Origin of the sequence: Streptomyces spirodelae (genome assembly GCF_017676385.1) — a bacterium.
Taxonomy (GTDB): Bacteria; Actinomycetota; Actinomycetes; order Streptomycetales; family Streptomycetaceae; genus Streptomyces; species Streptomyces spirodelae.
In genome coordinates, this window is the sequence record NZ_JAFFZN010000029.1 from 39,402 (window position 1) to 53,229 (window position 13,828).

The window sequence follows — 13,828 nt, forward strand, 5'->3', positions numbered from 1 at the left end:
TGTATCCACCTCCGAGCGAACAGAACCGGCCTGCGGGATGCGTCAGGAACGGGCTCTCAGGCGCCGACGCGGAAGCGGGCGAAGCGCTTCAGCGAGACACCGGCCTCCTCGAGGACCTTCTGCACGGACTTCTTGTTGTCCTTGGCGAAGGGCTGGTCGAGGAGGGTGTTCTCCTTGAAGAAGCCGTTGACCCGGCCCTCGATGATCTTCGGCAGGGCCTGCTCCGGCTTGCCCTCCTCGCGGGCGGTCTCCTCGGCGATGCGGCGCTCGTTGGCGACCGTCTCCTCCGGGATGTCCTCGCGGGTCAGGTACGCCGGGGCGAAGGCGGCGATGTGCTGCGCGACGTCCTTGGCGATCTCTTCGTTCGCCGCGTCGAGCTCGACCAGCACGCCGACCTGCGGGGGCAGGTCCGGGCTGGTGCGGTGCAGGTAGGAGCCGACGTAGGCGCCGGAGAACTGCGCGAAGCGGTCCAGCACGATCTTCTCGCCGAGGGTGGCGTTGGCCTCGTCGACGTACGCCTGGACGGTCGTGCCGGACTCGATCTCGGAGGCGAGCAGCGCGTCGATGTCGGCCGGGGAGGTGGCCTCGACGTGCTTGGCGATGGCCTCGGCCACAGCGAGGAACTTCTCGCCCTTGGCCACGAAGTCGGTCTCGCACTTCAGCTCGACCAGCACACCGGCGGTGTTGTCGTCGGCGATCCGGGCGATGACCGCGCCGTTCTCGGCCGTGCGGCTCTCGCGCTTGGCGACGCCCTTCTGGCCCTTGACGCGCAGGATCTCCACGGCCTTGTCGACGTTGCCCTCGGCCTCGTCCAGCGCCTTCTTGCAGTCCATCATGCCGGCGCCGGTGAGCTCCCGGAGCTTCTTGACGTCGGCGGCGGTGTAGTTCGCCATGGTCTGTGAATCTCTTCTCGGAAAGTCGGTGAGAAAGTCGGTGGGGTTGGATCGGAGTCACATGGGACCGGCTCAGCTCACGGCTGGACGGCGGGGGCGCCCGGCCCCCGCCGTCTCACCGTGAACCTGTGGGGTCCACGTGATCCACGTGGCCCGTGGGTCAGCCCTGCTCGGCGGGGGCAGCCGTCTGCTCGCCCTCGGCGGCGGCCGGCTGCGCCTCGGCGGCGGGCTCGGCCTCGCCCTCGGCAGGCTTCTCGGCGGCCTCGGCGGCCGGCTTCTCGGCGGCCTTCTCGCCCTCCAGGAGGTCACGCTCCCACTCGGCCAGCGGCTCACCGGCGGCCTTCTCGCCCTTGCCCTCCCCGGCGCCGCCCGACGACCGGGCGATCAGGCCCTCGGCCACGGCGTCGGCGATCACGCGGGTCAGCAGGGTGACGGAGCGGATCGCGTCGTCGTTGCCCGGGATCTTGTAGTCGACCTCGTCGGGGTCGCAGTTGGTGTCGAGGATCGCGACGACCGGGATGTTGAGCTTGCGCGCCTCGCCGACGGCGATGTGCTCCTTCTTGGTGTCCACGATCCAGACGGCGCTGGGCACCTTCTGCATCTCGCGGATACCGCCGAGGGTCTTCTCCAGCTTGGCCTTCTCGCGGGAGAGGACCAGCAGCTCCTTCTTGGTGAGGCCGGAGGCGGCCACGTCCTCGAAGTCGATCTGCTCCAGCTCCTTGAGGCGCTGCAGCCGCTTGTAGACCGTCGAGAAGTTGGTCAGCATGCCGCCGAGCCAGCGCTGGTTCACGTAGGGCATGCCCACGCGGGTGGCCTGCTCGGCGATGGCCTCCTGGGCCTGCTTCTTGGTGCCGACGAACATGATGGAGCCGCCGTGCGCGACGGTCTCCTTGACGAACTCGTAGGCGCGGTCGATGTACGACAGCGACTGGAGCAGGTCGATGATGTAGATGCCGTTGCGCTCGGTGAAGATGAAGCGCTTCATCTTCGGGTTCCAGCGGCGGGTCTGGTGCCCGAAGTGGACGCCGCTCTCCAGCAGCTCCCGCATCGTGACGACGGCCATGGCCGTTCTCCTTGGTTACTCGGTTGTCGTCAGCGGAGGCCGGACGGCCCCCGCTTGCCTGACGCCCCTGGCGCGCCGCCCGGGAGGTCCGGCTGAGCCGGGACCGTTCCTGGGACCGAGATGCGCGGCCACCGGGTGAGGGTGGCGGGGCGTGCGAAGTCAGCCCGGTCACCCGGGCCGCACCAGCAGTGTACGGGACCGGGGAGGTCGGCCGCGCCCCGGCGGGGGCCGACAGCGGTCCGGCGGGGGTCCGGCCGGTACGCGGCCATATCCGCTCGGACGGGTGACGGCGTTGTCCACAACTGGGCAGTTACCCACAGATCCTGGGCAAGATCCCCGCAGCCCGGCAAACCGCGCCACCGTTCCCGGCATGGATCAGCACAAGCTCCGGTACGGGTGGACGGGCTCCGGCCGGGACGAGAGGGCCGGAGTCGGCCCGCACGAGAGGGCGAGGGCCGGGGCCTGCCGGGGGCTTCGCCGACCGGACGGTCCGGTACGGCACCGGGTGGGACGCCGACTGGGATGCCGGGCAGTGTGGTGCGCCGCGGTGTCGGCGGTGGCTCTGCTGGTCGCCCTACTGGCCGCCGCCCTGCCTGTGGCCCGGCTGCTCGGGCAACCGACCGCCACCCTGCCCGGCACGGCCCGGGTCACGATGCCTCCCGCACCCGACGATCTCCTCACGCCCGCGGGTGCGGGAGCCATACCCGCCGACGCGGATACCGGCTCCGACCGGGCGGCCGGGCACCGTCGGGCAGGGCACCGGCGGGACGACGGCGCGGCGGCCGGGCGGGCGTGGCCGGTCGAGGGTGCGGACGGTGCGCGACGCCCTTGGGTGTCGCGCGGCTGGGATCCGCCGCCGGAGCCATGGGCGGCGGGCCACCGCGGAGTCGATCTCGCGGCCCGCCCTGGCCGACCGGTGCGGGCGGTGGCGGACGGCCGGGTCTCGTTCGCGGGAAAGGTGGCCGGGCGGGGAGTGGTGTCCATCGAGCTCAGGGGCACCGGGCGACCACCGCTGCGGACGACGTATCAGCCGGTGCGGCCGTCGGTGCGCAAGGGGGATCGGGTGCGGGCCGGTGAGCAGGTGGGGACTGTGCAGCGCGGCGGCCACTGTCCGCACACCTGTCTGCACTGGGGGCTGCTGCGCGGGGACCGCTACCTCGACCCGCTCTCCCTCTTGCCGGGCTCGCTCCTCGGCGGCCCTTCGCGGCTGCTGCCGGTCCATGGAGTGCCGGTGCCCGGTTCCGGCGGCGGGGGACCGGAGAGCGAGGCCGGCCGGCAGCTCGCCCCGGGTTCATGGGCCGCGGCCCCGGGCAGGGTTCAGGACCCGACGGGCTGGGTGGCGGCGCTGGCACTCGCGTTGGGTGCCGCCTGGGCGCACCGGCGGCTGTGCGGCACGGCGCCGGGCGCCGAGACCGGCACCGGTACCGCCCGCCGCACAGAGCGGTCGGCAGGAGGCCGCGCAGCGGGCCGCTTCCCCGGGTTCCTCGTCAGCCCCGCACGCCGTTCAGGGCCATGGAGACAGCGGCTTCGGCGATCTCTTCCGGATCTTCGGCGGCCCCGAGCTCGGTACGGCGCACCCCGGCGTCCACCACGCCCTGCAGCAGCATGGCGGCGAGTCGGGGCTGGGCATGGCCGAGCTCGCCGAGGGCCTCGACCACCATGGAGATCAGCCCGCCGTGCGCCGCGCGGATGCGCTCGCGGGCCCCCGCGTCCAGCTCGCCGGCGGAGATCGCGACGACGGCGCGGTGCCTGCGGTCGCCCACGAGGGCGAGCTGCGTGCGGACGTATGCCTCGACCTGGCCCTCCGGGGTCACGGCGGCCCGCATGGCCGACTCGACCTCGGCGGCCCACACCGGGAAGTCGACGGCGCACAGCTCTTCGACCACCGCGGCACGGGAGCGGAAGTACTCATAGACGGAGGAGCGCGCGAGGCCGGTCCGCTGGGCGAGGGCGGGGAAGGTCAGGGCTTCCGTACCGCCCTCGGACAGCAGAGACCTGGCGGCGTCCAGCAAGGCCGCGCGCTGCATGGTCCGGTGCTCGGCCACGGAGGCCGCTCGAATCCTGGGCACGCCCCTAGCTTACGAAGAGGAGGTCGAGAGTTGCACGGGTGCCGGGCGAGCGGGCCCGGTCAGCGGCCGGCGTCGGCCAGTTTGGCCCGGAGCTGCAGAACCGATTTGGTGTGGATTTGGCTGACCCTGCTCTCGGTGACGCCGAGCACCTGGCCGATCTCGGCGAGGGTGAGTCCTTCGTAGTAGTAGAGGGTCACGACGGTCTTCTCGCGTTCGGGGAGGGTGTTGATGGCACGCGCGAGCAACTGGCGCAGCTCGCGGTCCTCGGCGACCTCCACCGGGTTGTCGGCGGCGGTGTCTTCCAGGGTGTCCACCAGGCTGAGCCGGTCACCGCCGTCGCCGCCGACGTGCAGCAGCTCCTCCAGGGCCACGACGTTGGCCAGCGACAACTGGCTGAAGACGCCGTGCAGTTCCTCCATCTCGATGCCCATCTCCTCGGCCACCTCCGCTTCGGAGGGGCTGCGGCGGAGCCGGGCTTCGAGAGTGGCGTAGGCACGCTCTACGGCGCGAGCCTTCTGTCGCACCGAGCGGGGGATCCAGTCGAGGGCCCGCAGTTCGTCGATCATGGCCCCCCGGATGCGGGTGATGGCGTAGGTCTCGAACTTGATGGAGCGGGAGGGGTCGAACTTCTCGATGGCGTCGATGAGTCCGAAGACTCCGGAGGAGACGAAATCGGCCTGTTCGACATTGGGCGGCAGGCCGACACTCACCCTGCCCGCGACGTACTTGACCAGCGGCGAGTAGTGCAGGATGAGCTGTTCGCGCAGCCGGCTGTCCGCCGTGGCCTTGTAGGACCGCCAGAGTTCATCCAGCGAGCTGGGCGCAGTCCTGGGCGTGTCGTCGTCGACCACGGTGCGTTCGGCTGCGGCGGCCGCTGCGGCTGTGCGGTCGGGCCCGGAGATGTGCTGAGGCATACGTCGCCTTGAGCCGTTCTGCTGGGTAGTGGTGGTCTGTTGGTGTGCGGTTGGTGCGTCTCGTAGCGAGATGATGTGAGCGTAGCGTGACCACGGCGTCGCAGTCTGCGACGTATCGTTCTTTCTGTCTGCGCTGGCGTGCTCCTTTCCGCGGTGGCTCGGCAGTGCCGGAAGCGGACGCGGTGCGGATGACCGGGCACGGGGCCAGGGTGCGGTGCTCTGCGGGGACCGTGCCGCCCCGGCGAGCGCGCACAGCTCAGCCTTTCACCCGATAGCCCCAGGTCAAGGACCGCCTCATCACTCGATGGAGTGCCCCTTGCTGCGCGGGGCCAACTGCCAGCGGTCCCCGTCGCGTTCGACGAAGCCGAGTGCCCGCAGCTCATGAAGCCGCGCGAGGACCTCACCCGGTGGCACGCCCGCGGAGCACGCGATGCGGGCGGGGTCGTACGCCCCGCGCCCGGGGAGCGCTTCGAGGACCCGCGCCGCGTCGGGGCTCAAGGCGTCGCGCGGCACGGCCGGTCCGCGCCGCTCAGGAGCCAGCTCACCCACCATGCCCACCTGCTCGATCACTTCGGCGGCGTCGGTGACCACGGTCGCCTCGCCGCGCAGGAGTTCGTGCACGCCTTGGGAGAGCCCGGAGGTGACAGGGCCCGGCATCCCCATCAGGTGCCGTCCCAGCCCAAGGGCGCGACGGGCTGTGACCAGGGCTCCGCTGCGCAGAGCCGCCTCCACCACGACCGTTCCCCGGGTGAGCGCGGCGATCACCCGGTTCCGCAGCACGAACCGGCTACGAGTGGGATGATCCCCGGGCGGAAGCTCGGCGACCAGCAGACCGCGCTCCCCCAGCGCGCGGATCAGCTGCTGGTTGCCCGGCGGGTAGGCGACGTCCACGCCGCACGCCAGCACACCGAGGGTGGGCCCGCGCACGGCCAGGGCTCCCCGGTGCGCTGCGGCGTCCACCCCGTAGGCGGCGCCGGAGACGACCGTCCAGCCCCGTTCGGCGAGCCCCGCGCCCAGCAGGGCCGCGCAGTGCGCCCCGTACTCGGTGCAGGCCCGGGATCCGACGACAGCCACCGAGCGCAGCGCCCACACTCGCAGCGAAGCCTCGCCCCGCACCCACAGCCCGAACGGCCTTGCGTGCCCCAAGTCGTCGAGCTGCCGGGGCCATTCGGCGTCCCCGGGACAGACGAAGCGGCCTCCGCTTCCCTCGATCGCGGTCAGATCCGTGTGCGGCTGCGCATGGGCGGCCCGCAGCCGCAGACCCGCCCAGCGCCGTTCCCCGGCGCCGGTGAGCGACGGACCGCTGCCGGTCACCGCCTCCACCACCTCGCACGCCCCGTAGGTGGCGAGCCACCGCCCGACCAGCTCGTCGCCCGGCTCGGCGATCCGCGTCAGCGCCGCTCGCGCGAGACGCTCCGCCTCAACCGGCCCAGGCACCGCACCGGCACGGTCCCGCTCCGGGGCGGCCGGGCCCACCGGGTCAACCGAGCCGCCGTGGTGGTCTCGGTCGGCTCGGTGAGCCCCGTCGGCTTGCTCCACCCCGTCGGCCCGGCCCACCCGTTCCGTCCGGTCCATCGAGTCCACCCCGTCCGCTTTCGCCCGGCCGGTCCCCGGCCACGGGTTCCGGCCCGTCATGCGGGGATGTCCGGGACGAGGGCAGCGCTCCGGCGGATGCCGGTCCTCAGCTCCAGGGCGACGTCGACGTCGTCCCGGGTGGGCCGGGGGTGGCCTGCCAGATCGGCGACCGTCCAGGCGACCCGCAGCACCCGGTCGAGGCCGCGGGCGGTCAGCAGGCCCCGCTCCAGTTCGTCCTCGGCCTCGGTGAGGGCCTTGGGACAGGCGGGGTGACGGGTGCGCAGTTCGTGCCCGGGCACCTCGCTGTTGGTCTTCCACGGAGTGCCCGCGTACCGCGCCGCCGCGCGCTCCCTGGCCTCCAGCACCCGCGCCGCCACCACGGCTGTGGACTCGGCCCGGCCGTCCACTGCGGCCAGTTCGCAGCGGGCGAGCGGTTCCACATTGACGCGGAGGTCGACACGGTCCAGCAGGGGCCCGGACAGCCGCGCCCGGTAGCGGCGCACCGAGGCGGGCCGGCACTCGCACCCGCCGACAGTGCTGCCGTGCCGTCCGCAAGGACAGGGGTTGGCCGCAAGCGCGAGCAGGAACCGGGCCGGCATCCGCATCATCCCCGCAGCCCGTGCCACGACGACATACCCGGACTCCAGCGGCTGTCGCATGGCATCCAGCACCTGGGCTCCGCATTCGGCGGCCTCGTCCAGAAAGAGCACCCCGTTGTGCGCCAGAGAGACGGCACCGGGGCGCGGCTGCCCGGAGCCGCCGCCGACCAGCGCCGCCATGGTGGCCGAGTGGTGGGGCGCGCAGTAGGGCGGCCGGGCGACCAGTGGCTGGCCGGGGGGCAGGGCGCCCGCGACCGAGTGCACCGCCGTGACCTCCAGCGACTCCTTCCGGCTGAGCGGGGGCAGGAGCCCAGGCAGTCGTTCGGCGAGCATGGTTTTCCCGGCCCCGGGAGGGCCCTTGAAATAGATGTGGTGGCGTCCGGCCGCAGCGATCTCCAGGGCTCGGCGCGCATGGCTCTGTCCTGCGACGTCGGCAAGGTCCACGGGGCGCTCCTCGCCCAGCAGGCCGGTGAGGCCCGGTGCCGCCATGGGCAGACCGGCCAGACCGGCGTGAGCGCCCTCCGGGAGTCCCTCGGCGGCCGGGTCGGGCTCCTCGGGCACCGGCTCGTCGGTCAGCACCGCGATGAGCTGGCGCAGGCTACGTACGCCGAGCACCGAGACGTCCGGGACCAGCGCCGCTTCGGCTGCCGTCTGCTCGGGCACCACCACTTGCCGGTATCCGGCGTCGGCAGCCGCCAGCACGGCGGGGAGGACGCCGCGCACCGGCAGCACCCGGCCGTCCAGCCCGAGTTCGCCGATCATCACGACACCGGCGATCTCCCGTGGGTCGATCCGCTCGGCCGCCGCGAGCACCGCGCAGGCGACCGCGATGTCGAACCCGCTGCCTCCCTTGGGCACCGAGGCAGGGCTGAGGCCGACGGTGAGCTTCTTCTGTGGCCAGGGCACCCCGGAGTTGGCCACCGCGGCCCGCACCCGGTCACGGCTCTCCGTCAGGCTCTTGTCGGGCAGTCCGACCAGGGTGAAGGCGGCGACGCCCGGCTCCAGGTCGGCCTGCACCTCGACCGGCACCCCCTCGACCCCGACCAGTGCGACTGCGCACGTACGGGCGAATGCCATCAGCCGACCCCTCGCACGTGCTGCACCACGGGGGCGCCCCGGTCCGGCAGGACGACCCCGACGAGATCGATCCGCACCCCGCCGGTGGGAGGGCGGCCGTACCGGGCGACCCAGCACTCGCTGAGCCAGCGTGCCGCCAGCCGCCGCAGCCTGGCCGTCTTCATCGGTGGCAGGCTCTCCATGGGGTGCTGAAAGGGAGAGGCACGGCGGGACTTGACCTCGCAGATCACGACCGCGTCCGCGTCCCGCGCGATGATGTCGATCTCGCCTTCGGCGCAGCGCCAGTTCCGCTCCAGGATCGCCATGCCGGCTTCGCGCAGTCGCCGCGCGGCCAGGTCTTCTCCGTACCGCCCCAGGGCCCCCTTGGCGCAGGACGGGGCCGAGGCCCGGCCCGGCCGCTGCGTGCCCCGCTGCCCGGCACTCCGCCGTGCGGCACCCCCTCGACCGGCACTCCGCTCTCCGGCACTCCGGCCGGGGTTCCGCTCCCCTGCACTCGCCCGGCCGACCTTCCGCTGCCCGGCAAGGCCCCGGCTCGCGCCCGGGCGGCCGCTCTTCCGCGTTTCGCTGGTGTTCATACGGCACCACCTCCGACGCCGACTGTGGCGGCATCGGAGGCGGCTCAGGGATCTTGCTCTTCTTCTGTGGAGAACCCGGCGGTTGCGGACAACTCCGTCACCCGCCCGAGTGAGCGGGCGGGTCAGCCCTTGAAACCCGAGTCCTCCGGCAGGTCCAGCTCGCTCTTGTTGAGCTCCTCGATGTTCACATCTTTGAACGTGAGCACCCGTACCTGTTTGACGAACCGGGCCGGTCTGTACATGTCCCAGACCCAGGCATCCGCCATCGACACCTCGAAGAAGACCTCGCCCTGAACCGAGTGGACCTGCATCTCGTAGTCGTTGGTCAGATAGAAACGCCGGTCGGTCTCGATCACGTATTTGAACAGTCCGACGACGTCTCTGTACTCCCTGTAGAGCTTCAGCTCCATCTCGGTCTCGTACTTTTCGAGGTCCTCGGCGCTCATGGCATGTTCCCCTTCAGCCGTGCGTCCCCCCATTGTGCGTCACCCTGGGCGACGTCGGGCCGAAGTCGCGCGCCGCCGCGCGAGCGGTCCGTACGCGGCGCCGCCCAGCACCAGCGCGGCCCCCGCGATCACGGCGGTCAGCGCCAGCGGGAGCGGTCCGCGATCCGAGGTCCCGCCGGGCATGTCGGCGAACCCGCTGGCCTCCGGCAGCATTCCGAAGGCACCGACGGGCCAGGCTATTGCGTCGACGCGGGCCTCGACCGCGGAGCGCGGCACGGCACCGTGGTCGGCGTCCTCCAGATGCACCCGGGAGTCGAGAGATGCCTCCCGGTTGTCCCCCAGCAGGAAGAGCTTGCCCTTGGGCACACGGGTGGGTTCGAACGGACGCTGCGAGTCGCTGCCGTGGGTGCGCAGATAGGGCTCGTCGACCGGCTTGCCGTTGACGGTCAGCCGTCCCTTCCGGTCGCAGCACGCCACCTTGTCGCCGCCGACCCCTACCACGCGCTTGACCATGGGCACCGCGCCCCAGACCGAGTCCCGGAAGACGACGACATCGCCGCGCCGCACCTCGTCGCCGTCCGCCCGCTCGGCCAGCACCCGGGCGCCGGAGCGGACGGTGGGGTCCATGGAGTCGGTGGGCACCGTATAGGGCTTGTAGAAGACGGCGGCCCAGATGAAGCCGCCCAGGAAGAGCACAGACCCGAGGGCCACGGCCATCCCGGACAGTCGGCCCAGGCGGCTGCGGCCCTCTTCGGTTCGTTCCGTCCTGCTCACTTCCGTACTCCTCCGCCCCCCGGGACCCCGCCGCTCCGGAACGTCCCGAAGCCTCGTCAGTCTGCCTCGGCGCAGACCGCTGACCCTACCGGGGAGTACAGGAGACCGTCAGCCCTCGGCCGACGAGGAAGACGAGGAATGCGCGGGGGAAGCCGTCCCGGCCGGGGAAGCGGCCCCCTTCGTACCCGCCGCAGGTGCCGCCAGGTGCAGCCGTCGACGGCGCCGCCACAGCACCAGCGGGACGGCGCCCGCGAGCCCGAGCGCGCCGGGCGCGGCGCTCAGCGCGCGGGACTGGACACCCTGCTGGTCGAAGGTCTCGGGCACCGGCAGCGTGCCCCAGCGGTTGATCGGCCACGCCTTGACGATGGCCCGGCCGACGACCTGCTTCTCCGGGACGAAGCCGTCCCCTGGCTGGTTCTGGTGGTAGCGGGAGTCGAGGGAGTCCTGGCGGTGGTCACCCATCACCCACAGCTTGCCCTTGGGCACCTTCACCGGGCCGAACGGCTTGTCGTCGCAGGAGGAGTTGCCGGGGAAGACGTACGAGGACTCGTCCAGCGCGGTGCCGTTGACGCGCACCGTGCCGCCCTTCTTGCACTCGACGGTGTCCCCGCCGACCGCGATGACCCGCTTGATCAGGTCCTTCTCGTTGGCGGACGGCATCAGGCCGATGAAGCTGAGCGCTGTCTGGAGGAAGTTCTCCTCGACGTGCGCCTCGGGGAGCCAGCCGCCCGGGTCGTGGAAGACGATGACCTCGCCGCGCTCGGGCGTGGACCCGAACCAGGGGGTCAGCTTGTCGACCAGCACCCGGTCACCGCGCTGCAGCGTGTTCTGCATCGAGTCGGAGGGGATGGAGAACGCCTGGACGAGGAAGGTCTTGATGATCAGGGCCAGGATGAGCGCGATGCCGATGAGCATCGGCAGTTCCTTCCAGAACGCGCGCTGCTTCTTCACCGGCTTCTTGCCGCCCGGATCGTTCCTGCCATCCGAATCCTGCTGGTCATCCCGGCCCTTCCTGTCGCCCACGTCCTTGTGGAGGCCAGGGCCCTCGGTCGGCGAAGCCGCTCCCGCGTCCGAGCCCGGCGCCCCGTGCTCGGGGCCGGGGCGAGAGCCCCGCGGGCCGTCCCCGTCGGCACCAGAGCTCGCTGCCGTCCCGTCAGTATCGGCGGTCACACTGTCACTCTCTCTTTCCACGGCCGGTGGTCCTTCGTCGCCCGTCCTGCCGTCCGTACCAGGACGTTCGTCCTCCGGGTACCCGGAACCGGACCGCTTGCCGACCGCCAAGTCCCCCACATCCACTCCTCACACTGCGCATTCGCCTGTTCCTCCAGCGGTACAGGCCCACCATTCCCATAACGAGCGGAAGTTCCGCTGAGAACGGGAGTTGCGCCACTCGATTGTCCCGGTTCACGGAGGTGGCGGCGGCCACGCCACCGGGATCGGGCACCGAAGCATAGGTATCCGGCTCTTCGAGCCGCCTCCAATGGTCGAACGGCCAGGCGATGACAATCGCTCTGCCAACGATTCGGTCCTCCCCGATCGTTCCTCGGTCGGGCTCTTTCAAGTGGTAACGGGAGTCGGCCGAGTTGGCGCGGTGGTCCCCCATCACGAACACGCGTCCCACGGGTACGGTCACCTTGAACTTCATCCGGGACGGCTTGTTCCCGGGGTGGATGTACGGCTCGTCCAATGCTCTGCCGTTCACGGTGACGCGGCCCTGTTTGTCGCAGCAGCGCACGGTGTCCCCACCGACGCCGACGACCCGTTTGATCAGATCCTGTTCATCGTCCGAGGGCAGCAGTCCGATGAACGTCAGGAACTCCTTGCCCTGCTTGATCCCCGCCGGCGGGTCCGCGGTGTCCTTCTTCTCGTCCTTCAGCCAGCCACCCGGGTCCTGGAAGACCACCACGTCCCCGCGGTGCGGCTTGGCGCCGAACCACGGGGTGAGCTTGTCCACCGCCACCCGGTCCCCGATCCGGATGGTCTGCTCCATCGAGCCGGAGGGGATCACGAACGCCTGGACGAGGAAGGTCTTGAGCACCCACGCGATCAGCAACGCGACGCCGACGAGTATCGGGATCTCCTTGGTCGCGGAGAGCCTGCGGCGGCGCTTGATGCGCTTGGCGGCGCGACGGCGATCGGCCCGCCCCTGCCCGGCCCGGCGCAGCGGCGGCTCCAGGCCCTCGGTGCCCCCGGTCGCGGTGTCCCCGGTCCCGCTCGCGGCCTCTCCGGCCCCGGGGACTCGGGCCTCGGGAGGCACGTACGCCTCGGGAGGCACGTGCGCCTCGGGAGGCACGGGGGGTGCTGGGTCGGGGTACGGCTGGGAATAGTCGTACGGCTCCGTGTACGGGTAGGGCTCGCCCTGCGGATAGGTCCGCGCGTGCGGATACGGCTCCACACTCGGATAGGACTCAGGAGTCAGATACGGTTCCGCATTCGGATACGGCTCCGCGTTCGAGTATGGCGGCGAACCATGCGCGGACGAGTCCGAGCCGACCGCATCAGGGCCGGACGGCTGCCGAGGCTGCTGCCACCGGTCGTACGCACCGGGTGCCCCGTACGCACCGGGCCTCGCCCGGTACCCGTCGGCCCCCTCATACCCGAAGTCCCCGAAAGGGCGCTCCGGCTCAGCCATCGCCGCCGCCTGCCCCCGCAGGCACCGATCCGATGCGGCCCAGGGGCCAGCCGATCCAGTCGGCTCGTCCGATCACCCGCTCGACCGGAACGGTGCCGCCGCCGGGGTCGCCGAGGTGGTCACGGGAGTCGCTGGAACGTGAGCGGTAGTCGCCCATCACCCACAGGCGTCCCTCGGGGACCCTGATGTCGAAGGGCACCGCGGAGGGGGCGTTGCCCGGGTGCAGGTAGTCCTCCTCCACGGGACGGCCGTTCACCTCGATCCTCCCCCGTCTGTCGCAGCAGCGCACCCGGTCGCCGCCGACTCCGATCACGCGCTTCACATAGTCGGTCTCGGAGGGCGGCACCAGTCCCGTCGCGGCGCCTGCCTTGCGCAGCGCCGTGGTCACCGGGTTCGCGTCGGGGTCGGCCTCCCCCGAGAAGGAGTTGGTGCCATCGAAGACCACGACGTCCCCGCGCTGTGGACCGTCGCCGAACCGGTAGGCCAGCTTGTTCACCAGCACCCGGTCCCCGACGCGCAGGGTCGGGTCCATCGAGGAACTCGGGATCAGAAAAGGCTGCACGATGAACGCGCTCGTCAGCAAGAGCGCCACCAGCACGGACCCCACCGACAGCCCCAGACGCACAGAGCGCGACCTGTCCTTCGTTCCCGGTACGGGAAGGGAAGAACGGTCGCGCTCCGGTGTGTCGTGCTGTTCCTCGGTGTCCATCGAGCGGAAGCCTAACCGGCTCGTCGGGCGCCGAGGACGCGAGCTCAGCTCTCGCGCTTCTCCTTGATCTTGGCGGCCTTGCCGCGCAGCTCGCGCAGGTAGTACAGCTTGGCGCGACGGACGTCACCGCGGGTCACGACCTCGATCTTCTCGACGATCGGGGTGTGGACCGGGAAGGTGCGCTCGACGCCGACGCTGAAGCTGACCTTGCGGACCGTGAAGGTCTCCCGCACGCCCGAGCCCTGGCGGCGGATGCAGACGCCCTTGAACTGCTGGACACGGGAGCGGTTGCCCTCGATGACGCGGACGTGCACGTTGACCGTGTCACCGGGGCGGAAGGCCGGTACGTCCTTGCGCAGGGAGGCGGAGTCGACGCTGTCGAGAAGGTGGGACATGTCCGTCTGCTTTCCTCGCTGATGCCACAGGTCATCAACGGAATCGTGGTGGTGATCCGGGGAGCCGCCACTCTCGGCGGGCGTCGGTCCCCCTGTGGCAGGGTCGC

General features: G+C 71.4%; 13 protein-coding genes and 1 pseudogene. 1 reads left to right on the forward strand and 13 read right to left on the reverse strand.

Annotated features, from left to right (window positions below):
• Positions 1-56: 56 nt before the first annotated feature.
• Complete coding sequence (gene tsf, locus JW592_RS26365) at positions 57-893, reverse strand: translation elongation factor Ts (protein ID WP_209267743.1); 837 nt, start codon at positions 891-893, stop codon at positions 57-59.
• A 160-nt stretch (positions 894-1,053) separates the two neighbouring features.
• On the reverse strand, positions 1,054-1,956 hold the full coding sequence (gene rpsB / locus JW592_RS26370) for a 30S ribosomal protein S2 (protein WP_209267744.1): 903 nt from the start codon (positions 1,954-1,956) through the stop codon (positions 1,054-1,056).
• Positions 1,957-2,608: 652 nt separating this feature from the next.
• On the opposite strand from rpsB, the pseudogene JW592_RS32980 reads away from it, so the two are divergent.
• Positions 2,609-3,061: pseudogene (locus JW592_RS32980) on the forward strand (murein hydrolase activator EnvC family protein); the annotation flags it as partial.
• Between the two features lie 382 nt (positions 3,062-3,443).
• Here JW592_RS32980 and JW592_RS26380 read toward each other — a convergent pair.
• The 11 genes from JW592_RS26380 to rplS form a co-directional block, all read right to left on the reverse strand.
• Entirely contained in the window at positions 3,444-3,983 is a 540-nt protein-coding gene (locus JW592_RS26380; protein WP_209267791.1) for a TetR/AcrR family transcriptional regulator, read from the reverse strand.
• Positions 3,984-4,084: 101 nt separating this feature from the next.
• Complete coding sequence (gene whiG, locus JW592_RS26385) at positions 4,085-4,939, reverse strand: RNA polymerase sigma factor WhiG (RefSeq protein ID WP_209267745.1); 855 nt, start codon at positions 4,937-4,939, stop codon at positions 4,085-4,087.
• Positions 4,940-5,236: 297 nt separating this feature from the next.
• On the reverse strand, positions 5,237-6,514 hold the full coding sequence (gene dprA, locus JW592_RS26390) for a DNA-processing protein DprA (RefSeq protein ID WP_209267746.1): 1,278 nt from the start codon (positions 6,512-6,514) through the stop codon (positions 5,237-5,239).
• 56 nt (positions 6,515-6,570) lie between these two features.
• Positions 6,571-8,190 carry a YifB family Mg chelatase-like AAA ATPase gene (locus tag JW592_RS26395; protein ID WP_209267747.1) on the reverse strand — a complete coding sequence of 540 codons (1,620 nt, stop codon included), beginning with the start codon at positions 8,188-8,190 and terminating at the stop codon, positions 6,571-6,573.
• Positions 8,190-8,546, reverse strand: coding sequence for a YraN family protein (locus tag JW592_RS26400; protein ID WP_209267792.1), 357 nt, complete (start codon positions 8,544-8,546; stop codon positions 8,190-8,192). Before JW592_RS26400 ends, JW592_RS26395 begins: the two co-directional genes overlap by 1 nt.
• A gap of 341 nt (positions 8,547-8,887) precedes the next feature.
• Positions 8,888-9,211 (reverse strand): DUF2469 domain-containing protein, encoded by a 324-nt coding sequence (locus JW592_RS26405; RefSeq protein WP_027735391.1) that lies wholly within the window; start codon positions 9,209-9,211, stop codon positions 8,888-8,890.
• 39 nt (positions 9,212-9,250) lie between these two features.
• Positions 9,251-9,928 carry a signal peptidase I gene (gene lepB / locus JW592_RS26410; protein ID WP_209267793.1) on the reverse strand — a complete coding sequence of 226 codons (678 nt, stop codon included), beginning with the start codon at positions 9,926-9,928 and terminating at the stop codon, positions 9,251-9,253.
• A gap of 165 nt (positions 9,929-10,093) precedes the next feature.
• Positions 10,094-11,266 carry a signal peptidase I gene (gene lepB / locus JW592_RS26415; RefSeq protein WP_229376907.1) on the reverse strand — a complete coding sequence of 391 codons (1,173 nt, stop codon included), beginning with the start codon at positions 11,264-11,266 and terminating at the stop codon, positions 10,094-10,096.
• Positions 11,160-12,242: a signal peptidase I gene (lepB, locus tag JW592_RS26420; RefSeq protein WP_372446581.1), complete on the reverse strand. Its 1,083-nt coding sequence runs from the start codon at positions 12,240-12,242 to the stop codon at positions 11,160-11,162. Before lepB (JW592_RS26420) ends, lepB (JW592_RS26415) begins: the two co-directional genes overlap by 107 nt.
• A gap of 367 nt (positions 12,243-12,609) precedes the next feature.
• Positions 12,610-13,326 (reverse strand): signal peptidase I, encoded by a 717-nt coding sequence (lepB, locus tag JW592_RS26425; protein WP_209267749.1) that lies wholly within the window; start codon positions 13,324-13,326, stop codon positions 12,610-12,612.
• Between the two features lie 44 nt (positions 13,327-13,370).
• The gene (gene rplS / locus JW592_RS26430) at positions 13,371-13,721 is read right to left on the reverse strand and encodes a 50S ribosomal protein L19 (RefSeq protein ID WP_209213468.1); all 351 of its coding nucleotides are present in this window, start codon (positions 13,719-13,721) and stop codon (positions 13,371-13,373) included.
• Between the last annotated feature and the right edge of the window lie 107 nt (positions 13,722-13,828).